Origin of the sequence: Shewanella sp. ISTPL2, from assembly GCF_013283205.1 — a bacterium.
GTDB classification, from domain to species: domain Bacteria; phylum Pseudomonadota; class Gammaproteobacteria; order Enterobacterales; family Shewanellaceae; genus Shewanella; species Shewanella oncorhynchi.
Window position 1 is genome coordinate 246,871 of the sequence record NZ_JAAPAV010000002.1, and the last position, 20,834, is coordinate 267,704.

19 protein-coding genes are annotated in these 20,834 nt (G+C 45.1%); 10 read left to right on the top strand and 9 right to left on the bottom strand.

The genetic code is table 11. The features are described from left to right. Positions 1–3 precede the first annotated feature (3 nt). From menE to HUB64_RS22940, 5 genes are all read right to left on the bottom strand, one after another. Positions 4–1,419 (bottom strand): o-succinylbenzoate--CoA ligase, encoded by a 1,416-nt coding sequence (gene menE / locus HUB64_RS22920; protein ID WP_173497982.1) that lies wholly within the window; start codon positions 1,417–1,419, stop codon positions 4–6. Then, positions 1,412–2,524 (bottom strand): o-succinylbenzoate synthase, encoded by a 1,113-nt coding sequence (gene menC, locus HUB64_RS22925; protein ID WP_173497983.1) that lies wholly within the window; start codon positions 2,522–2,524, stop codon positions 1,412–1,414. Before menC ends, menE begins: the two co-directional genes overlap by 8 nt. A gap of 26 nt (positions 2,525–2,550) precedes the next feature. After that, entirely contained in the window at positions 2,551–3,339 is a 789-nt protein-coding gene (gene menH, locus HUB64_RS22930) for a 2-succinyl-6-hydroxy-2,4-cyclohexadiene-1-carboxylate synthase (protein WP_173497984.1), read from the bottom strand. After that, a complete protein-coding gene (menD, locus tag HUB64_RS22935) occupies positions 3,339–5,060 on the bottom strand; it encodes a 2-succinyl-5-enolpyruvyl-6-hydroxy-3-cyclohexene-1-carboxylic-acid synthase (RefSeq protein WP_105250598.1) in 1,722 nt (573 codons plus the stop codon). The genes menH and menD overlap by 1 nt, the downstream gene beginning before the upstream one ends. A gap of 185 nt (positions 5,061–5,245) precedes the next feature. Further along, positions 5,246–6,214 (bottom strand): LysR family transcriptional regulator, encoded by a 969-nt coding sequence (locus HUB64_RS22940; protein WP_105250597.1) that lies wholly within the window; start codon positions 6,212–6,214, stop codon positions 5,246–5,248. Positions 6,215–6,623: 409 nt separating this feature from the next. Here HUB64_RS22940 and HUB64_RS22945 point away from each other — a divergent pair, with 409 nt between their 5' ends. The 4 genes from HUB64_RS22945 to nrfD all read left to right on the top strand — a co-directional run bounded on the left by HUB64_RS22945 (position 6,624) and on the right by nrfD (position 9,270). After that, positions 6,624–7,100 carry a DUF2726 domain-containing protein gene (locus HUB64_RS22945; RefSeq protein WP_105250596.1) on the top strand — a complete coding sequence of 159 codons (477 nt, stop codon included), beginning with the start codon at positions 6,624–6,626 and terminating at the stop codon, positions 7,098–7,100. A 76-nt stretch (positions 7,101–7,176) separates the two neighbouring features. After that, the gene (locus tag HUB64_RS22950; protein ID WP_105250595.1) at positions 7,177–7,641 is read left to right on the top strand and encodes a cytochrome c3 family protein; all 465 of its coding nucleotides are present in this window, start codon (positions 7,177–7,179) and stop codon (positions 7,639–7,641) included. Between the two features lie 4 nt (positions 7,642–7,645). Further along, entirely contained in the window at positions 7,646–8,332 is a 687-nt protein-coding gene (locus tag HUB64_RS22955) for a 4Fe-4S dicluster domain-containing protein (RefSeq protein WP_173497985.1), read from the top strand. Next, positions 8,329–9,270 (top strand): cytochrome c nitrite reductase subunit NrfD, encoded by a 942-nt coding sequence (nrfD, locus tag HUB64_RS22960; RefSeq protein WP_105250593.1) that lies wholly within the window; start codon positions 8,329–8,331, stop codon positions 9,268–9,270. The genes HUB64_RS22955 and nrfD overlap by 4 nt, the downstream gene beginning before the upstream one ends. Positions 9,271–9,539: 269 nt before the next feature. On the opposite strand, the gene HUB64_RS22965 is transcribed toward nrfD, so the two are convergent. Then, complete coding sequence (locus tag HUB64_RS22965) at positions 9,540–9,971, bottom strand: Lrp/AsnC family transcriptional regulator (RefSeq protein ID WP_006079646.1); 432 nt, start codon at positions 9,969–9,971, stop codon at positions 9,540–9,542. A 251-nt stretch (positions 9,972–10,222) separates the two neighbouring features. Here HUB64_RS22965 and yjeH point away from each other — a divergent pair, with 251 nt between their 5' ends. Then, positions 10,223–11,485, top strand: a complete 1,263-nt coding sequence (gene yjeH / locus HUB64_RS22970) for an L-methionine/branched-chain amino acid transporter (RefSeq protein ID WP_168827255.1) — start codon at positions 10,223–10,225, stop codon at positions 11,483–11,485. 288 nt (positions 11,486–11,773) lie between these two features. After that, on the top strand, positions 11,774–12,598 hold the full coding sequence (locus tag HUB64_RS22975; protein WP_173248173.1) for an HDOD domain-containing protein: 825 nt from the start codon (positions 11,774–11,776) through the stop codon (positions 12,596–12,598). Positions 12,599–12,775: 177 nt separating this feature from the next. On the opposite strand, the gene HUB64_RS22980 is transcribed toward HUB64_RS22975, so the two are convergent. After that, positions 12,776–13,237, bottom strand: a complete 462-nt coding sequence (locus tag HUB64_RS22980; RefSeq protein ID WP_105250590.1) for a TerB family tellurite resistance protein — start codon at positions 13,235–13,237, stop codon at positions 12,776–12,778. A 100-nt stretch (positions 13,238–13,337) separates the two neighbouring features. Further along, positions 13,338–13,868, bottom strand: coding sequence for a DUF2780 domain-containing protein (locus HUB64_RS22985; protein WP_168827259.1), 531 nt, complete (start codon positions 13,866–13,868; stop codon positions 13,338–13,340). Positions 13,869–14,058: 190 nt separating this feature from the next. On the opposite strand from HUB64_RS22985, the gene HUB64_RS22990 reads away from it, so the two are divergent. Continuing rightward, on the top strand, positions 14,059–14,766 hold the full coding sequence (locus tag HUB64_RS22990; RefSeq protein WP_105250588.1) for a hypothetical protein: 708 nt from the start codon (positions 14,059–14,061) through the stop codon (positions 14,764–14,766). 33 nt (positions 14,767–14,799) lie between these two features. Beyond that, positions 14,800–16,278: a DUF4145 domain-containing protein gene (locus HUB64_RS22995; protein ID WP_173497986.1), complete on the top strand. Its 1,479-nt coding sequence runs from the start codon at positions 14,800–14,802 to the stop codon at positions 16,276–16,278. Between the two features lie 22 nt (positions 16,279–16,300). On the opposite strand, the gene HUB64_RS23000 is transcribed toward HUB64_RS22995, so the two are convergent. Beyond that, complete coding sequence (locus HUB64_RS23000) at positions 16,301–16,648, bottom strand: hypothetical protein (protein WP_173497987.1); 348 nt, start codon at positions 16,646–16,648, stop codon at positions 16,301–16,303. Between the two features lie 376 nt (positions 16,649–17,024). Between HUB64_RS23000 and HUB64_RS23005 the strand changes: the two genes are divergently transcribed. Continuing rightward, positions 17,025–18,896, top strand: coding sequence for a methyl-accepting chemotaxis protein (locus HUB64_RS23005; RefSeq protein ID WP_173497988.1), 1,872 nt, complete (start codon positions 17,025–17,027; stop codon positions 18,894–18,896). Between the two features lie 402 nt (positions 18,897–19,298). After that, the coding region (locus HUB64_RS23010; protein WP_173497989.1) for a methyl-accepting chemotaxis protein at positions 19,299–20,834 on the top strand (1,536 nt) is incomplete at its 3' end.

Below are 20,834 nucleotides of genomic sequence, written 5' to 3' on the forward strand. Positions count from 1 at the left end.
GGATTAACTTGTTTTTGTTAGCTCACTGATCAAGGATTTTCGGTTCACTTTCAGTCCTATTTGTTCATTATTTTCTGGCCATGAATAATATTGTCTTGGACGTTTGAAGCGGGCGATTTTGTTGGCAAGGAATAGTTCGAGCGTATTTGCAATCGACCCTGGGTGGTGGGTTAAACTGCCGCGAATGATGGCGGCAGGGAGATTGCCAAATTGTATATCTGGTATGGCGAAAACGATTGCATCGTCTATTTGTGGATGTTGTTTAAGCGCGGCTTCGATTTCTTCTGGCTGGATGTTTTCGCCGCCGCAGATAAACATATTATCGACGCGACCAAGAATGCGCAGATTACCATTTTCGTCCCATTCGCCCTTGTCTTTGGTGTAAAACCAGCCGTCTTGTTCAACGCACTTTTGTATTCCATCCGCGGTGAGATAGCCCATAAACAGGCATTCACCGCGCACCAAAATTACACCGTCTTCGATTTTGAGCTCACGTTTGGGGAGTAGTTTGCCACTGCTGCCGTCGCTTAAAGCGTGACCTGTGGTGATCTGCGAGCCCATTTCCGTCATGCCGTAACTGGTGTAGCTGGCGATATTGCGTTGCTTAAGTTGTTGGAGTAAGTCGATTGAGACTGCACCGCCACCAAGTAGTAAGGCTTTGATACTTTTAAGCTTGCTGCTCGTATCGGCAAGTAACTTGCTCAGCTGTGTGGGAACGAGAGATATGTGAGTCAACTGATCTTGGTCAATCTGCTGACTAAGTCTTAGCGCTTGATCTGGTATGACAATACTGGCACCGACTAAGGCACAGCGGTTTAATATCGCAAGACCGCCAATATGGAATAAGGGCAAGGAGAGTAGCCAGGCATCACCTTGTTTGAGTGGGATTAAGCTGCGTGCACCTTCGGCATTGGCAATATGATTCGCTAAGCAATGCACCGCCGCTTTGGGAAAGCCACTAGAGCCTGAAGTTAAAATCACATTAGCTGGACGAGTAAAGTCGACAGGCAGAGCTAAGTCACTGCTAACGCGATTGAAATTTAAGCGCAAGTGATGACAATTCTGTAGTTCACAAACCTCAGCACTCCAAACATAGCGGATCTGATGTTGATCAATTAAGTCTTGGATCTGCGCGAGGGGAAAACGTGGCGAGATAGGAAAAAAGATTACTCCTATATCGATGCTGGCCCAATAGAGACAAATGATCTCGAGATTATTGCTAGCAATACAGGCGAGCGGCTCACCGTTTGAGATCCCCGCAGCGCTTAGCTGCTGAGCCAGTGCGATAACGCGCTGGCTAAGCTCTGAGTAACTAATGTCTTCCCCCGCCAACTTGATGGCTGTCTGCTGTGGAAACGCAAGCGCAGCTTGGTGCACGGGTGACAGCGCAAGCGGTTTTGATAGGCTGGCATTAGACAAACTCGTTTCCCTCACTTGTAGCTGTATCATCATTTTGTTGCATTGAATCAATGGCGTGCAGTGCAATTGGCTCAAGTTGCGCGAGTGTGAGGCAGTATTTTTTACCCGATGACACGACTAAATCTTGGCTAAAGGCGCTGAGGGTATCGAGCCCAGGGATTTCATCCGGAGTGAGAATCGCGGCTAAATGGGCCAGATCATTAATGCCTAAACTGCTCTCTAGACTCGAACTGATAATGCAACGTACGCCGTAGCTTTGCGCCGTATCGATTAAATTAGCTAGCTTTTCGATACTGCCGAGCAGCATAGGCTTGATGACAAGCGCAGTCAGGCCATTTTGCATTACAAACTGGTATTCTGGATCGTTGAGCGATTCATCGAGGGCGTAGGGTATACCAATTGCTTGATAAAATTCATGATTATCATGAGGATTCAGGCAAGGTTCCTCAATGTACTCTATGGTATCTAGGGGCAAGCAAGCGGCAAATTCGATTGCTTGCTCAAGTGTAAACCCTCGGTTCGCGTCCAAACGCAATTTGAGATCGGGGCGGGTACGTAAAATGCCATAAATCAGGCTTAGTTCATCTTCGATTGAAGTTTGCGCGACTTTGACTTTAACCGAGCGAACATTCCTGCCAAGGGCGGCAATTTTGCTATCGAGCAAGTCTTTGCTGGCATCCGTTGGATGATAAATCAAAGGGACTGTGGCCGTTTGTGGACGGATGGCATCGAGTTTGCCCATTAACTTGGCATGTAACAGACTTAAACCAAAGGCCAAAGAAGGGGAAGAACTTTGCTCGGCGCATTCCAGCAATGTATCAATATGCTGACCGCAGAGTTGGGGTAATAATCCAGTCAAAGCCGTTTGCACTTGAGTGAGTGTTTCACGGCTGAACCCCATCAAGGCTTGTTCATCGACATCTATGCCAGAGAGTGGGGCAATTTCAACTTCGACTTGTCTATGCTCGCCACCAACATTAGCGCTGGCACTTACACTGGCTTGTAGTACTAATCCCGCTCTGTGATCGATACGTTGCTTACCGACGGGCAATAATACGTCGAGCGGTAGTCGATATTGATACAGGTTAAGCGAAGTTAATATCATATATTTCCTACATTTTAATTCTGTTATTACCCTAGCAACTTCACTATTTTTGAGGTTAATGCCTCGGGAGCGGCTTGGTGTATGTTGTGGCCGGCGCCGTGAATACTATGGACGAGGATGGGCGCGTGTAATTGCCACTCTTGGGCGAGGGCGTGGAACTTAGCATCTTGGTTGCCCGCAAAGAAATGGCACTCACAGGTAAGCTGCAAAGGTACATCCCACATCGATGCTTGGTGTGCGAGTGAGGTGGCTATGAATACCTCTTTAAGCCGCTGTTTAGGATGCAGATCTAATGCTGCAGAACGATGCTCTATTAAGGTTTTTCGTTTGGTAGCCGTCATATCGGCAAATACGGGCTGCTGATACCACAAGCTTAAAAAGTCTTTGCTATTCAGATGCAGTAAACGCTCGGTCCACTGGGTATCATTTTTAGTTCTGGCAAGTTTTTCTTGCGGGTCTGTAAGTCCAGGATGGCAGGATTCGAGGTTTAGGCTCAGTAGTCTTTCTGGATAGGCTTTGGCAAGGTGCAGAGCAATACGGCCACCGAGAGAATAACCGTAGAGATGGAATTGACCAATATGAAGGCCATTCAGGTGCGCCAACACATCTTCAACACATTGGTTAAATCCATCTAATTCGGTTGGCTTCAACTCCTTTTGGTTATCCCCGTGGCCCGGCAGATCTAAGCAAATACATTGAAAGTGCTGGCTTAGCGCTGGCATTAACGGCAACCAGTCGGTCTTAGTGCCTAAAAAGCCATGCAGTAACACTAAGGTCGGTAGTGAAGAATTGCCGTAACGGGCCATGGTTGGCATTAGCTTTGTTTCACCCACAAGTTGAGCTCGGCGATTTGGTCGCTGGCTTGTGTTTGACTTACATTGACTTCAATGATCGAAGCCCCCTGAAAATCCAGCGCTTCATTATAGCTATCTTGAAAATCGGCTAAATTATCCACTTGATTATAGGGTAAATTAAACATAGCTGCGGCGTAGCCAAATTCTAAACCGTGGCTGAGTCGATAATAATCGCTACGGACTTGTTCATTGGGAACAGGCAATAAGTTGAAGATATTACCGCCATCGTTATTGAGGATCACTATCACCAGCGGGCTGGTTAAACCTTTAGCGATGGCCAGCGAGTTAAGATCGTGCAGTTGTGATAAATCACCGATGATTAAACTCGTGGGTTTGCCTTCATGGGCCGCAATACCGCAGGCGGTGGCGAGTAATCCGTCAATACCCGATGCGCCACGATTAGTATAAGTGGTTGCCGTACAACAACTGACAGGGGCATACATGTCGTACAAGCGTACAGGCAGGCTGTTGCCGATAAAAAGCTGCTGTTCTAGCGGACGAGTATTGGCGATGGCACGCACAACTTGTGCCTCACCAAATTCCCCTTGGTCGATATTGCGCACAAATAAGTTATGCAATTCATCGTTATAGGTGATTAGAGTATTCGCCCAGTTTGCAGAGGATGAGCGATACCAATTTAAGGCCGCAAACTGCTGTGCATTCGCGTGCCAAATGTGTTTAGCATTGTGACTAGGGTCAAGCCTGTCTTGTTCTGGTAAAACCTGCCAATAGCTGTGCCAATTTTGCTCGGCGAGATAACCTATCAAGCGTTTTGATAATAAACGGCCGCCGAATACGAGTACACGATCCGCTTCCTGCAATAGATTACGCGCCCTTGGATGTTGCAGCAGTTGATCAATATTACCTATCGCCGCGGGATGCTGACGCAGTTGCGACTGGGCATCGGTAAGTAATGGCCAGCCGATTTTTTGTGATAAAGCAATTAGTTGCTGTGGATCTTGCTCTGGCGTGAGAGTGCCGACAACGATCACCCCTTTACCGTGGACGAACCGCATAATGGCATCGTCACTTGGGCTGCTCACCTGTTTGCTCTTACCGTATTGGGTATACGGGCGTGCGAGCTGCAGCCAAGTTTGCAATGGTTTGAGGTAGGGTGATTCGGCATCGAGAATTGCGCCACCGAGTTCACTCGGATACAAGGGCTCACGGTACATGCAGTTGATGTGCACTGGACGAGTTTGATTCGCCACTGCTTCATCCACTGTGGTAAGCAACGCCTGCGGTGCGATATGTGTATCCGGTGTTGGCAAATTCACTTGAGTGGCATAATTCGCAAAAATTCCCGGTTGGACTATGGCTTGATTGGCACCGCAGCCGAGTAATTCTGGCGGACGATCGCCACTTAAGACGATTAAAGGTACATGGGTCAGCCACGCCTCCACAATGGCAGGGTACAAGTTGGCGACTGCTGTGCCTGAGGTCGTAATGATGGCGACCGGTGCGCGGCTGGCTTTGGCTAGACCTAAGGCCATAAAGCCGAGCCCACGTTCGTCGAAATGTAAGTGACGCTGGAGTTTAGTTTGCTGGGCGGCGGCGAGGGTTAACGGTGTTGAGCGCGAGCCCGGCGCCATACACACATGTTGCACGCCAAGACGTGCTAACTCCTCAAGAATAAGGGCGCCCCAAATAAGATTAAGAGTGGCTGTATTTTCGGTCCGCATAGCTGAATCTATTAGGATAAAGATGGGCTTAGTGTAACGTGTTTATGCTCCAAGATGTATGCTTGGTTTAACAATTCTCGAGTGGATCGCATGGGGGCTGAGGTGGAGCCTAAGCTAAGGCAGATGATGCCTGTCACCTCGTGTATCGGTGGTTTGTTGTTTGGATATGTTGAGCTATTGCTTGGCTAGATAATACGATCGACGATTTTTTTAATCTCTCCGCTTAACCATTTCAAGTCCTCATTGATTGCATTAGGCTGATTTTTTTGCACTAAGAAAATCGTTGGGGTTTCTGTATCTGCATATAAACGTTCTGCTTCATACTGCGATAGTTGACACGTATGCAGTTCAGGAATATCGCTCACCATTTCGTAAACTATCCGATAAGGCAATAGGGAGACTGCATTACTTTCGCCTAGATATTCAAACAAACTTGAAATACTGGTAATGGTAATTTCAGTATTGAGTTTAATGCCATTCGTTATACAAAACTCTTGGTATGGACTCAATTTGGTGCTGGGATTACCAAGATCCGTATTGACATAGGGGTATTCCGCAATCGTTTCTAGGGTGATTTCCCGTTTAAAAATAGGATGATGCCTGCTAGCAATCAGGTAGAGTTTGTCCATACGTTGCAATTCAGTCGTTAGCAGTTTATCGCCGAAGGCGGCAACATCGGCAGCACTTTTATTGCAACAAATACCTAGGGTTGTATCACCATTAATAATGTCTTGAGTCGTATGCATAGACCAAGGGTTTATATTAATGTGCATGGGTTTTTGCTCTTCTTTAATAGCCTGCATCAAGGCTTTAGGAAAGGTGTAGGCAATTAACCCTGGCGCTGCAATTTCGACATGTGTTTTAACTTGGCGAGTGTTTGCTATTCTGGCTTTTTGAAACTTATCAGTACACTCAATTGCTTCTTTTGCAATTGGATATAAATGAGTAGCAAACTCATTTGGGAATAAGCCATATTTACGCCGAATAAATAACTCATCACCAAAAATTTCCCGTAGATTTTTAAGGCTACGGCTGATTTTAGGAGCTGGAATGTCTAGCGCTTTCGATACATAGGTTGCTGACTTGTTCTCATATAATGAAACAAGTATTTTTAAACTCAGAATATCGAGGCCATCCATGTTACTAATGTGCATTTTTTATATTCCTTAATATTGAGCAAATACTTAAATCAACGCCTAATTATGGTGCTAATTAATAATTTTAATGTGAAACTAATCCCAAGTTTTGGATCTAGATTTTATCTATGTGTATCAAAGGTTTTTTTGTTTTATTTTTAATATTTAAAATGGTTTTTCATAAAATTTAAAATTTCAAAAACTGATATTTACATATTTAAAATGCAAATACTGAATTATCAAGTATCAATATTTGTATTTAAGATTTACATAATTTTGCAATGTGACGCGCAATGTAAATCATTGTTTATATTTAAGTTGTTATTTGCAAGTGTGACGTGTGTCAAGAAAAAATAAGTGTTTTCAAATAATACTAAAGTTGCTTTAAAGGAGATAACAAAAAATAAATTAGTTTTTGGAGGCGTGTATGAATACTTCAGTCATTCTCAGCTATGCGTTTATGTACTTCGTACTATTCGTAGCAGTACCATTCGTGTTTGTGATGTTTGTCATGACTTGCATTAAGTTTTTTAAAGCAGGTCCTGATGAAGCCGCACATCATGAGATGAAACTTAAACCAGTATTGTTTGATAAACAAAGCTTCAATTTTTTTAAATCATTAAAAACAGTTGTTGAAGGTAAATACGATGTTTGTTGTAACGTGCCATTAGACACTGTATTTGAGATGGACAAACATGATACGGAATTAAATCATGAATGCCGACTCGATTATGTATTGATCGACCATGATTCATCTGAAGTGAAAATGGTTATCAGTGATTTTGGCAAAGAAACTAACTCACCACTGAAAAAACTGTTTAGCAAGTTCAATATCAGTTTCATTGAAATGAACCAGCATAAACAGTGGGATACTCAGAGTCTTAAGCAAGCCTTGGCTGTGTGATCTTGACCGTCGGGTTCGGAATTATCCGAACTCGACCCCTTCTTTACCTTCCTACGGATAAATGTGAGGACTTCCTATGTCCAAAAGACAATGGCTGTGGTCGTTACGCTTAGGTGCTGCTGCGTTGCTTTTAAGCTTTTCTGCAATGAGTGCTGAGCCAGCCAATCAAATTAACAGTGATGCTTGTATGAAGTGTCACAAGCGTAATGGTCAAATGTTAGGGCATCATGGTCAAGATGCGATGAAAATGAGCTGTTCTTCCTGTCATGGAGAAAAGGGTGATCACCCTAAAAAACCGAATGATATGGTGGTCTTTGGTATGGAGGAATCGTCGGATCTGACGGTTCAGCTGAGAGTGTGTCAGAAGTGTCATACCAAGAAAAAACTCAGTGGAGCAGATTGGACGCATAACGTACATGCTCAAAAAGTGCCTTGTGCCGCCTGCCATAAATTACATAGCCCAACGGATCCAATGGCGGATATGACGCCGAAGGTTCGCAGTGAGCTATGTAGCAGTTGCCACACTGGCAAGCAGGAGTAAGGTTATGGAAAATTCAAAAAGAAGATTTCTAAAAGGCACCTGTGCCTTATTTGCCGGCGCTACAGGTGCATCATTACTCGCCACAGTGAATGCATCGGATAGTGTTAAAGCAGAACCTGATGTCAAATATGCACTTATTCATGATGAAACTAAGTGTATAGGTTGCCAAGCGTGTGAGGTGGCCTGCCGTGAAGTGAATAATGTACCCGAAGGTGTGTCTAGGCTTCAAATTAAGCAAGCGGGTCCCTTTGGCGAATACCCTAATCAGTTTTATCACTTTAGTCGCAAGTCTTGTCAGCATTGTGAAGACGCGCCCTGTGTAAATGTATGTCCAACGGGAGCTGCATTTATTGATAAAGAAACGGGTATCGTTTCTGTCGATGCATGGAAATGCGTAGGTTGCCAATACTGTATTGCAGCTTGTCCTTATCAAGTCCGTTTTATTAATCCTGTCACCCATGCGGCGGATAAGTGTGATTTCTGCCGAGAAACTAACCTAGCTCAAGGTAAACAACCTGCCTGTGTTGCTGCTTGCCCAACAAAGGCACTCGTGTTCGGTAATTTAAAAGATCCGACTTCTGAGGTTGTTCAAGTTCTGCGGTCTAATCCAACCCAGCGCACTAAGGTTGATCTTGGAACGAGACCTAAGTTGTTCAGTATCGTTGCAAAATCAGGGGAGGTGATACTATGAGTGCCCTACATTTTGATACCTTAGTGTGGCATTGGCCGATTGCAATTTACCTGTTTTTAGCGGGTGTATCTGCAGGAGCCATGTTCTTCGCCGTACTGTTGAAACATTTTGTTTTGAAGCAAAACGCCTATCAGTCTGGTTTTGTGCGAGCCGCTTGTATCGTCGCGCCTGTAGCTGTGATGGCAGGGTTAGGGATATTGGTCGCAGACTTAACTAAACCTCTCGATTTTTGGAAGATTTTGGTGTTCTACAACCCTAAATCTGTCATGTCGATGGGCGTGCTTATTCTGCTGATTTACCAAGTATTCATGTTTATGTGGATTGGTTTAACCTTCCGTAAACCTGTTGATGCTTGGTGTGAAACACGCTTTCCTATTGTGCTTAAGTTGACCGCATTATTGGCTCGATTTGAAGCGACAATTACAGGATTGCTCGTGATTCTATCCTTGGCATTGGGCGCGTATACAGGCTTCCTGCTCTCGGCCTTGCCAGGCTATCCCATGCTTAAAAACCCTGTGTTACCTCTGCTGTTTTTGGCATCTGGTTTGTCTTCCGGTGCGGCATCATCTTTACTCGGTGGCGTGTTGATGAATGGCAAACCTAATGACAAAGAGGTGCACTTTATCCACAAGGTTGAAATCCCACTGATTTTAGTTGAAATCGTGCTGATTTTTACCTTCTTTATGGGCTTAGTGCTAACAGGTGGACAGAGTAAAATAGCCGCCTTTAATGCCTTAGGGTATGGCTTCTGGGGATGGATTTTCTGGCTTGGTATTATTGGACTCGGTTTGTCGGGACCATTGGCGATGAATCTGTTTATGACGGCGACATCTAAACGGAAATGGGCCTACGTGGCGGGGACGGCTTGCTTGAGCTTGATAGGGGTATTACTGCTACGTAACTTCATACTCTATACAGGACAAATGACGATCGCTTAATGCGTACCGTTAATTAATGACGAAAAAATCATAATAATCAATGGAATCGACGGATCGCGGAAACAATGTCAAAGGAAAACATTGTAGATGAGGCCCTTGCGGCGCTGGCTGAGCTCTCAAGGGTTAAGTCTAGCCGCGGTTGGTTGTGTAACAGGGAGGTCGCTGGGCAAGGATGCCATATTTTACACTTCAATATTTTGCCCTGCCTCCAAACGGGCCTCGCCACCTTATTCCTAAGGGTGGCGTTTCTTGTTTTAGGGAGGCACGATTTACTCGCCGAGGTTATTAATCCATTCACTCATTACCACATGGGTTTTGATCTTGATGATATCAGTGTGAGTGTCGATATACTCACGGATCTCATGCAGGCGGCGCATCGAGGGCGCATGCACGTACACGAGTAAATCCATATCACCAGAAATACCACGGCAGGTAATTACTTCGGGGATCGCTTGGAATACGTGTACCACGTCGGCGCAACGTGGACATTGATGCTGGATTTCGAAATAAGCCGATACTCCTTCTTTTTGCGACTCACTCAAGAGCACTTGATAGCCACGGATCACTCCAGTTTGTTCGAGCTTTTTTATGCGCTCGGCAACCGCACTACGGGATAGATTGACCTGTTCGGCGATATTCGACACGCTCTGGCGCGCATCCTGACGCAAACTATGAATGATGGCAGTATCGAATTTATCCAAGGGTGACTCCAGTGAAAATGGCTATATTGAATCTGTGTGTTATTTTGCCATTGGTTTGAATAACCACAGAATTTGCTGAGTATTTTTGCTTAAAATTTTACCAAAATTTAAGCTGGCCGTCATTTTGATGGAAATAACGCTATTTGCCGCGATTTTACCGGTATTGGACGTGGAGAACACTGAAATTAACGGCAGATTGTAGGGCGAAATCTCATTATACTGACAGCTCAAAAACCACAGAATATTAACAGATGAATTCAAATAGCGGAACTATAGGTCGTTGGCAAGGTGCGGGTTTAATGGCGACCACTTTGCTCGGTACAGGGGTATTTATTTTGCCTCAGATGACTATTGAAAAAGCGCATTCTGGCGCCTTAGTCGCATGGATCTTGTTAACCTTGGCCATTATTCCTGTGGCACTGGTCTTTGGTCGTTTAGCGAGTGTATTTCCCCATGCCGCAGGCCCCGCTTACTTTGTCGAAAAAGCCTTTGGTCGCACTGCTGGTCGAACAATTGGACTGATCTTTTTACTGGTTGTGCCCATGGGGGCGCCGGCCGCGATTTTGATGACCTTTCAGTTTGTGAATGCCTTAATACCGATATCGGGTTGGTCCAAGGTTGGTGTTGAAATACTCGTGATTTTTGGCTTGTTTCTGATTAATTTAAGAGGCATCCAAGTGTCGGCTAAGCTGCAATTTGGCCTGACACTTTGCATAGTCGCCGTTGTTGTGGTCTTGTTTGGTGCGAGTAGTCTTCAGCAAGGTCATCTCACGACACTTGCTAGCCATGGTATGCCTGAAATGCCGACCGTGATGATTGCCGCTGGCATCGCTTTTTGGAGTTTCTTGGGTATAGAAGCTATGACCCATCTTGCCGATGATTTTCGTCGTCCGCAGCAGGATATGATCCCCGCTATGATGATGGGCACAGTGCTGGTGGGCGTGATTTATGTGGCTTGTACACTTTTACTGCTATTAGTGCCGACAGATAAAAGTGTCGCCATGATCGGCGTGTTTGACCAACTACTCGGTGGTTACGGTGCGCAAGTGATTGGTGTGTTAGGTATCGCAAGTGGATTGGCTACCGTTAACGTGTATGCGGCCAGTGCGGCACGTCTGGTCTGGAGTTTTAGTTGTGAAGGCATTTTACCGCGCTTCTTTGCCGTTAAGAATGCCCACGGTGTGCCCATTCGAGCACTGGCTGCGCTGTTATCTGTGATGGCAAGCGTGATTGTACTGACTTACCTTACCGGGCAAGAGTTAGAGCACCTTATTGCATGGAGCAACGGCGTATTTGTGGTGATCTATTTGATGGCTATGCTCGCTGCCGCTAAGTTATTACCACGGCACAATTGGCCGCTGGTGGCGCTGGGTTGTGCGTTTTGCTTAGTATTAGGTTTTGCCCTAGGTGCAAGTATGTCCTACGTGCTTGTGTTGATCTTAGTGGTCGCACCATTTTTGTGGTGGCAAAAGACCCATATTAGTCGCAAACAAAGTTTGGCGTTACCTGAGTAATATTCGCACCCTCTGGGGCTAAATCAACATGATGGGTTAATTAAAAAAGCCCCGAACTCTTTATTGTCATAAGAGTTTGGGGCTTTTTTGTGTGGCTTAGTGGATTTCGAAACTGGATATGATTGAGTGCGATTAAATTGAATGAAATAAAGAGGTAAACCTTAAGTCTGATGGCCGCCAAGCTTTGTTGCCGAAGGACTGCACATTACTGATATTTAATGTATCTCGGTGAGCGAGGCGATAACTTGTGTTCTATATTTTGATCATTCATACGGAAGGAGAATAAATATGGATTCAGCTGCGTTGCTCAATCGTGTCGATGAGTTACCTAGGTTACCTAAGGCGATCAGTGAATTGTTAGATGCGGTCAATGATGACAATGCGACAGTAAAAAGCATTGCCACTAAAGTTTCACACGATCCCTTAATCAGCGCTAGGGTGTTACGCCTTGCTAACTGTGCCCACTATGGACGCAGTCGAGAGGTTGGTACTATCGATGAAGCTGTTGTGCGTCTTGGGATGCAAACCCTACGAACCTTAGTGCTCGCATCGGCGGTGATTGGTGCTGTCCCTAAGTGTGAAGGAATAGATTTAGCCCAGTTTTGGGGGCAAACCTTTGAGATTGCGCTTTATAGTCAAGAAATGGCAAAGCGTTGTGGCGCAGTCCCAGAAGAGGCTTTTACTTGCGGTATCTTACATCGTATTGGCGATCTATTGATTGCGGCAGTATCGCCTGAAGATGCGGCGAAAATTGCCGAAGCTGTGGCGCAGGGTAAAGATAAGCATCAGTTTGAGCGCGAGTTACTCGGATATGATTCCCCGGATATTGGCGCATTACTAGCGAAAAACTGGAAGTTTACACCAGCGTTAGTGCAAGGCATTTTGTATCAAGACCACCCTAAGGATTCAAACCCATTTTCAAAACTTGCTGCGTTATTATGCTTATCTTACAAAGTTCTAGATGAGTGGGATACGATTGAGGATGATGAAAAAACCAGTTGGTTATCTCAATTAGCGACTAAGAAAGGATTGAAGATGGAGATGGGCGGGCTAAGGACTAAGTTGACTGAATTACACGGTTCGGGATATGAGATCGGTAAAGCGTTAGCTTAGGCTCTTGTTTAGCTTAGTTTTTTGGTGAGTAGGGTGGTAGTAAAAATATTTTTAGCCAAAGAGCGATATCAATTTAGTCTTAAGAAGACCATCGCGTGAATGGGGAACGGACGTTTCGCATTCACGCTTTTTTATGGGCTTTTGTTGATTTGCACTTTGACTGAATAGTGGATGTGGCTAGCCAGTTTGTTGGGTTGCAGCTATGGCAAGATTACGCATTTGGATCAACTCGCTGTGTTTGAGGTGCAACAAATCGGCGGTGCGTCGAATGATCTGGTCTTCATATTGGGATAGCTGGCCATCGGCGTAGGCCAGTTGCCACATTGCGAGCAACAATTGCTGCTTTTGCGCTAGGCTAAATTCAGCGTTAATGGCTGAGGTGAATTCAAAGAGTGAGGTCGCGCTGCCTTGTACGCTTTTAGCTTCATCAATCAGTATCTTAGCGTCTACTTCTGACATTGATAAGGTATCGGTTAGCAGCTTAGGTAATAAGGCTTCTTCCTCTGCCGTTAAGGTCTCATCGGCAAATACGACTTCAAGTAACATACTCGCTGCGGCCAGTTTAAGTTGATGTGCCTTGTCTTCTGGGGAGACTGCTTGAGTATGAGCTTCAAAAAATCGTCTTAATTTCGCAATCATATTTGGCGGTTCTCATGCTGGAGGGAATATAAAGTAGAGTCGATTGGGAAGTGAAAGTTCACCCTAAACCTTGTATTGCTTAGGGTGAGGTAAGACTGAATTACAGTAGCGAGTTCAGACCTTTCACCAGTAAGTCTGAGGTGCCTTCAGTGCCATTGGTATCTAAGTAAGACTTAGCTATGTTGATCATTGGCATTGCTAGATCTTTAGAAATGCCCAATTTTTCAAAGGCGTCTAAAACCATAGCACTGCCTTGCAGTGATGAACCTAAATCACCCGCTTTGGATAATAAGCCAGAAACACCCGATTTTGAGTCCAATTTAGGCGCGGCGGCGAGCAAACTATCGGCATTAGGAATGCTGGCAGCCAGTTTTGAGTAGTCGGTTGTTCCTAGGCTTGATTGCGCTAAGCCTAATAAACTGCCTAAGCCACCTTCGGCTTGAGTTTGGTTTAAACCCAATTGTGACATGACGCTGCCAACTAAATCATTCGACTGAGTTGCCGCTGCTGTAGTGGTCGCTTTTTCAGTTTTGGCTTGAGTTCCTGCCAAGTTATCTAACCAGCCTGCACTGGCGGGCGCCGCTAAAATACAAGTGCTGAGGAGGATAGAGAAGGTCAGAGTGTGTTTCATATGGAAGCGTCCTTTGATGGTTTGCGCACGAGTTCGCTGGACAGTTTAGCGGGTTTGTCACTTTTGTTGCAGTAGTTTTCTGTGATTTACGGTTCACACTGGTGATTTCTACTGTGCATTGCCAAGGGATTTTCGGTATCCTTAGCGGCAATTCTAAGTGTTAATTCATTTCAATTATTTGGAAAGTCGCATGTCACTATCCGCAATTTTGTCAGAAGCCTATAACTTCTTCCGTAATCATCTGGCGCAACTCGCTATGCTGACGATCCCATTACTCTTGATCCAAGTGGGGATCCAGTTATGGCTTGGTATAGAGATGAGTAAAGTTGATCTAGAAAACCCACAGTTTGGCGCGCCGCATATGATCGCCATGATGCTGTTACTACTTACTTTTTCGGTATTAATTGCCGCTTTGACTCTGTTTTTAGAACTGCGCTCACAAGGGCATAGTCCTTCAGCGGGAGTGGTGTTGAAGGCGAGTTTACCTTTTGTTCCACCATTATTATTGGCTGGGGTGTTTTCTGGTCTAGCGATTTTAGCACCAGTGATGCTGTTTGCCGCCTTCGGTCCTGTGTGGCTGGTAGGATTGGTAATTAGCTTCTATCTCTTTGCGCGTTTAGCCTATGTGAACTTTATGGTTGTGGTTGAGCGCTTAACACCGCTAGAAGCGATTAAGGGTAGTTTTAGTTTTAGTGGCCCTATCGTACTGAAAACCATTGCATTATTGATGTTATATTTACCACTCTCCGTCATAGGTAGCCAGCTTTCTGGGTTAGCGTCCATGGGCGGATTACCTGTGCAAATGTTAGCGGATACTTTTATGTCTTTTATTGGATTATTCGTTAACGTCGCTTTGTTCCGCTTATATATGGTGTCGAAAAAACCAAGCGTCGAATAGTGCAACATCAATTCAGCCTGCAGGGAATCACTCATGGGGACGAAAACAGTCATTAAGGATAGTGAGTTTATCCACGATTTTTCGGTCTCCTTGAGTGATGATTACCTCAAGGCGAAAAGCTATGTGCAGGATGTACCGACACAGTCGCTACTGCACATTCGCAGTTTTACCCATAAACTTACAGAGTTACTGGGGCAAGATAAGCAAATCGCGTTTTCGAGTCCGAATTTATACGATAGGATCGAACAGCTAAATCAGCGGCGCGTGATTGATGTGAAGACCACTCGTGCCCTGCATCGATTGCGTGCCGACGGTAACCGCGGTGCTCATCCTGAGAAATACCATCTCACCCAAGAACAATTACTCGCGCTAGCGCAAAAATCCATTAAAGATGTTCTGACTTTAGTCGAGCACTTGTATCCTAAGGTTAAAGGTCGAGTTGCCCCTGCCTACTGTTATGAAGCGACTGACGCAATGACGGTGAGGGACTTGTGCTACCGCGCTGTGATGGAAGATGACCCGCAAGCGCAGTATTTGGTGGGGATATCGTTTAAGACCAAGGCTTTGATACTGAAAGAACAAGAACTGCTCAAAGAGCAAGAACTTGTGGCTGAAGCCGAAGCTATATCAAGCCAAGATTTATCCACAGTTTCACCTCTAAATGTCATTTCTCACATTAGCGCTGCTGACAGTTTTGCCCGGGCGGCCTATTGGTTTTCCCTTGCGGCACCTAAGCACATGGAAGCCTTACATGAGCATGGCGTAGCACTGATCCACGGTTATCAAGGCGCGCCAGAAGTGGCTAAAGGTGAACAGATCATTGCCACTGCAGCGGCAGCAGGTGTGGTCAATGCGATGGCGTTATTGGGATATTTTTATCTTGTAGGCAGTGAGTCGTTTCAACCCGACAGCAAGTTAGCACAGCAATATTTACAAGGTGCGGCAGATGGCGAGCAAACCGAAGCGATGGCGAATCTAGGTGTATTGCATTACCAGCAAAAGAACTTAACTCAAGCCTATCATTTTATAAGCAAAGCCGCGCAAGCAGGTTATCCCCATGCTCAGTATCATTTAGCATTAATGCTTGCCAATGGAGATGGTTGTACTCGAGATATGATTGCCAGTGAGCATTGGATGGCCGAAGCTGCCGAGCAAGGACAACTCGATGCTATGCTCACGCGGGCGCAGCATATGCTCAATGATGACAATGCCTTTGGCAGTGATTTGACTCAAGCTGAGGATTATTTGCGCCAAGTGATCAAATATAGCCACAGTGTGCCTGCGATGATTGAGCTGAGTATGGCACTGGCCGACGGTATCTTAGGACGAATTGATGTCGTTGGATCTGCTGCTTTGCTTAAGCTGGCACGGCAAAATGCCAATAAAAAAGAGGCGGATATTATCGAGCCTCTGTGGCGTTCACTGGTATTACAGATTGAAAATGTGCTTGAGGTAACCCAAGATCCCGCCGAAATTCATAGCCTTAAACGCGCGCAGACCTTACTCGCTTGAGCGCAGTTTTGCTTCGATTGAACTAGTGTTCATCCTCTTTATGCTCAAAAGTGCGCCCTTGATGGCGTGCCGCATTAGATTCCCTAACAATAGTGTCAGATCCATAAACCTGACTCTGCGGCTCCTCTGTCGCGTGGGCATGCTGCGTTGCGTTTGCCTGAGCCTGATTAAACTTAGCCAACTGACGTGCCATATAAAAACGGCTAAATAGGACTAAACAACCGAGCGCAATGGCGCCAAATAAGAGCACGAAGGGCAATAAAAATAGTGATAAACAAATTAGGCTAATGCTAATTGCCATCGCTAACCAAGCCCGTGGGCCAGAAATTCGGGTCTGCAGTGGGCTCTGTTGGAACTGTTGAAAAATCATAAGAACTCCTCGATAGGCAGTGGACATTTAGTGTGCAATAGCGAGTGCGTATAGGTCACGTTAATCTTGATTAATTTACTTTATTTTACTCGGGAGGCCATTTTGGTGTTGCGCATTACTTTGATATGTGATCGCATGTCTATCTATATGTTGTTGCTCGAATAACGGTTGGTTAATTATATGTGTTTGCTAAAATCTTTTTGATGTAAATCTGAGCAATTTCTTTGCTAACTGTACATAATATGAGAAAATTCAGCTCAAATTTAACTGCAGTTTTAACTCAGTTAGCCGCCTTATTATATTGGTTGTAAATATTCGTTCGACCCGCTCAAACACCCTCTTGTTTCACTGCTTTGTTAATTAATTAGACGCCAACATGAACTCATATTCGCTCAAGCAAAAAATTCTGTTCTCTGTCGTGGCAGCCCTTTCACTCGTGATTGGTTTGTTGTCATGGCAAAGTTATTCCAGCCAAAAATCCCAGCTGTTACAAAACAGCCTAGAACAAGTGCAGCGCTTAGGTGAACAGCAGGCTGAGCGGATACAAGAATGGTTGGCTGGCCGCCAAGATATTATGGGAGCCCTGGCGAATAAAGTTGAAGGTGACAGCCTCAATACACTTCAACAAGCACAGGCATCGGGCCGTTTTCAGCTGACCTATTTTGGCTTTCAAGCTGGGCAAATGTTGGATTCTGATCCGAGTATTGATCGTACGGGCTATGATCCTCGCAGCCGCCCTTGGTATCAACAAGCCATCAGTGAGCGCGGTCTTATTTTGACAAAACCTTACGTGGATGTTGCCTATAACATTCTGGTTGTGACTATGGCGCAGCCTACCGCACAAGGTGTTGTGGGTGGTGACTTATCTATCGCAAGCCTAGTTGACGGTGTTAATCGGATGAAGTTACCGGCAAACGGTTATGCCATCATGATGCACAAAGACGGCACTGTGATCGCTTATAAAGATCAAGCTAAGACGATGAAACCTATAGGTGAAATCGACAATGAGCTTAATCGCAACTTACCAGAACAGAGCCGTGCAGCGGGTACTCTGTTGCCTATGTATTTTGAAAATGAAGGACGTGACAAATTAGTCTGGAGCGTTGATATCCCTAATACAGATTGGGAATTAGTGTTAGTGCTTGATAAGGAAACGCTAGAAGCGCCACTCTCGAGCCTGTTACTCACCCAACTGGGGCTATCGGCACTTGTATTGCTCTTGAGTGTGTTAGCTATTTCTTGGTTAGTTGGCATGTTACTGGGCCCATTGAGCCGAGTATCGCAGGCACTGGCGCGTATCGCCGATGGTAACGGTGATTTAACTCAGCGTATTTCTGTCGACACTCAAGATGAAGTGGGCGTGCTTGCCGACAGCTTTAACCGCTTTGTGGGCAGTCAACATCAGCTGATCAGCCATATTCGCCAATTAGCGAATGAGTTAGATGCCGATGCTGAACGTAGTCTTGCCACCACGCAAACTTCAGTTGCCGAGTTACAACGTCAGCAGCAAGAAGTCGCTATGGTCGCGACTGCGGTAACTGAAATGGCGAGTGCGACTAATGAGATCGCAGCCAATGCTGAGAACACGGCAACGGCAGCTCAACAGTCTGCAGCGAGCAGTTTACAGGGCAAAGAGTTAGTGAATAAAACTCGTAACTCGATTAATTCACTCGCCGATGAAGTGACTCAAGCAACGGATGTTATTGGCGATTTAAGTCGTCACGCTAAGTCTATCTCGAGTATTCTGGCGACAATTCAAGGGATTGCAGAGCAAACTAACCTGTTGGCGCTTAACGCAGCCATTGAAGCGGCTCGTGCTGGCGAGCAAGGCCGTGGTTTTGCGGTCGTTGCCGATGAAGTTCGAGTACTGTCACGTCGTACACAGGATTCGACTCAGGAAGTACATACCACGATTGAAACGCTACAACGGACTACTGCCAGAGCAGTCAGCTTGATGGAAAGCAGCCAAGCATTAGCGGGTCATAGCGTAGAAGATGCCAATGCGGCGGCGAAAGCCCTTGAAGAGATTACGCAAGCGGTCAACGTGATTTCAGATATGGCAGGCCAAATTGCTACCGCAGCGGAAGAACAGACTCAAGTGACGGGTGAAATAACCCAGAATACGGTTGCGATTAAAGATGTGACTGATGAGATTACCGCATCGGCCATGGCAGATTTGGCACAGGCGAGGGGCTTAAAAGCTCGCGCTAATGACCTGAATGCACAAGTCGCGACATTTATTCTGTAGCCTAAGTTTAAAATAGCGAATGATTTGATCTTGATATAAAAGTGCCATGTAATAAAAATGGCACTTTTATTACTTTTTCATCTAAATGCTTTTATAACTCATTTCTATTTAAGTTGAATTTAATTCGTAACTATTAGCATTAAGATAAGAGTAATTTTAAATTACATGAGATTTATAGTGCATATTTAAATATGCATAAATTAGGCGTCCTATTAAATAAGAGATCGGTGCTCAGATACATACGTTGATCTATCTTGGATTTGTTGTGAGTTTGTTTATTCTTGCGGTCAAAATAAGTGTATTCTCCGTTATTTTTACGTATCTAAGTAAACTAAGCGCTACTAGGAATAGTTATTATTTTTGGTCAGCATAATTATCCAGTTTTTATTCGTGAAATATATTATGAAATCATATTCATTAAGACAAAAAATCCTTTTTTCCGTAATTCTCGCTCTCTCATCGGTAATTTTACTGTTATCTTGGCAAAGTTATACAAGTCAGAAGAAAGTACTATTAGACGTGAATTTAGAACAGGCTCAACGTCTTGGAGACCAGCAAGCGTTACTAATTAGTGAGTGGCTTGCAAGTCGTCAGAAAATTGTTAAAGGTCTTGCTGGGCAGCGCAATAATGACATTGTGCAAGCAATGAAACAGGCTAAGCAATCGGGAGGGTTTGAATCGACATATTTTGGTGAGTCTAACGGCAATATGAGAGATTCAGAGCCTGCAACTGACTATACAAATTATGATCCTCGTACACGACCTTGGTACCAAGAGACTATGCGAACTGGTGGAAGTGTATTTACTCGACCTTATCTTGATACTGCTTTTAATATTCTAGTGGTGACTTTGGCCGAGCCTGTTGCAGGCGGAGTTATTGCTGGAGATCTATCGATTAGTAATCTTATCGAAGAGGTCAACCGCATGAAATTACCGGCAAACGGCTATGCCATCATGATGCACAAAGACGGCACAGTGATCGCTTATAAAGATCAAGCTAAGACGATGAAACCTATAGGTGAAATCGACAACGAGCTTAATCGCAACTTACCAGAACAGAGCCGTGCAGCGGGCACTCTGTTGCCTATGTATTTTGAAAATGAAGGACGTGACAAATTAGTCTGGAGCGTTGATATCCCTAATACAGATTGGGAATTAGTGTTAGTGCTTGATAAGGAAACGCTAGAGTCACCACTGTCGAGTTTGTTACTCACTCAGTTTGGGCTTTCTGCACTCGTGTTGATCTTAAGTGTATTAGCCATTTCTTGGCTAGTAAGTGTCCTGCTGGGTCCTCTGAGTCGAGTATCGCAGGCGCTGGCGCGTATTGCCGATGGTAATGGTGATTTAACTCAACGTATTTCTGTCGACACTCAAGATGAAGTGGGCGTGCTTGCCGATAGCTTTAACCGCTTTGTGGGCAGTCAACATCAGCTTATCAGCCATATTCGCCAATTAGCGAATGAGTTAGATGCCGATGCTGAACGTAGTCTTGCCACCACGCAAACTTCAGTTGCAGAGTTACAACGTCAGCAGCAAGAAGTCGCTATGGTCGCGACTGCGGTAACTGAAATGGCGAGTGCGACTAATGAGATCGCAGCCAATGCTGAGAACACAGCAACAGCGGCTCAACAGTCTGCAGCGAGCAGTTTACAGGGCAAAGAGTTAGTGAATAAAACTCGTAACTCGATTAATTCCCTTGCCGATGAAGTGACTCAAGCAACGGATGTCATTGGCGATTTAAGTCGTCATGCTAAGTCTATCTCGAGTATTCTGGCGACAATTCAAGGGATTGCAGAGCAAACTAACCTGTTAGCGCTTAACGCAGCCATTGAAGCGGCTCGTGCTGGCGAGCAAGGCCGTGGTTTTGCGGTCGTTGCCGATGAAGTTCGAGTACTGTCACGTCGTACACAGGATTCGACTCAGGAAGTACATACCACG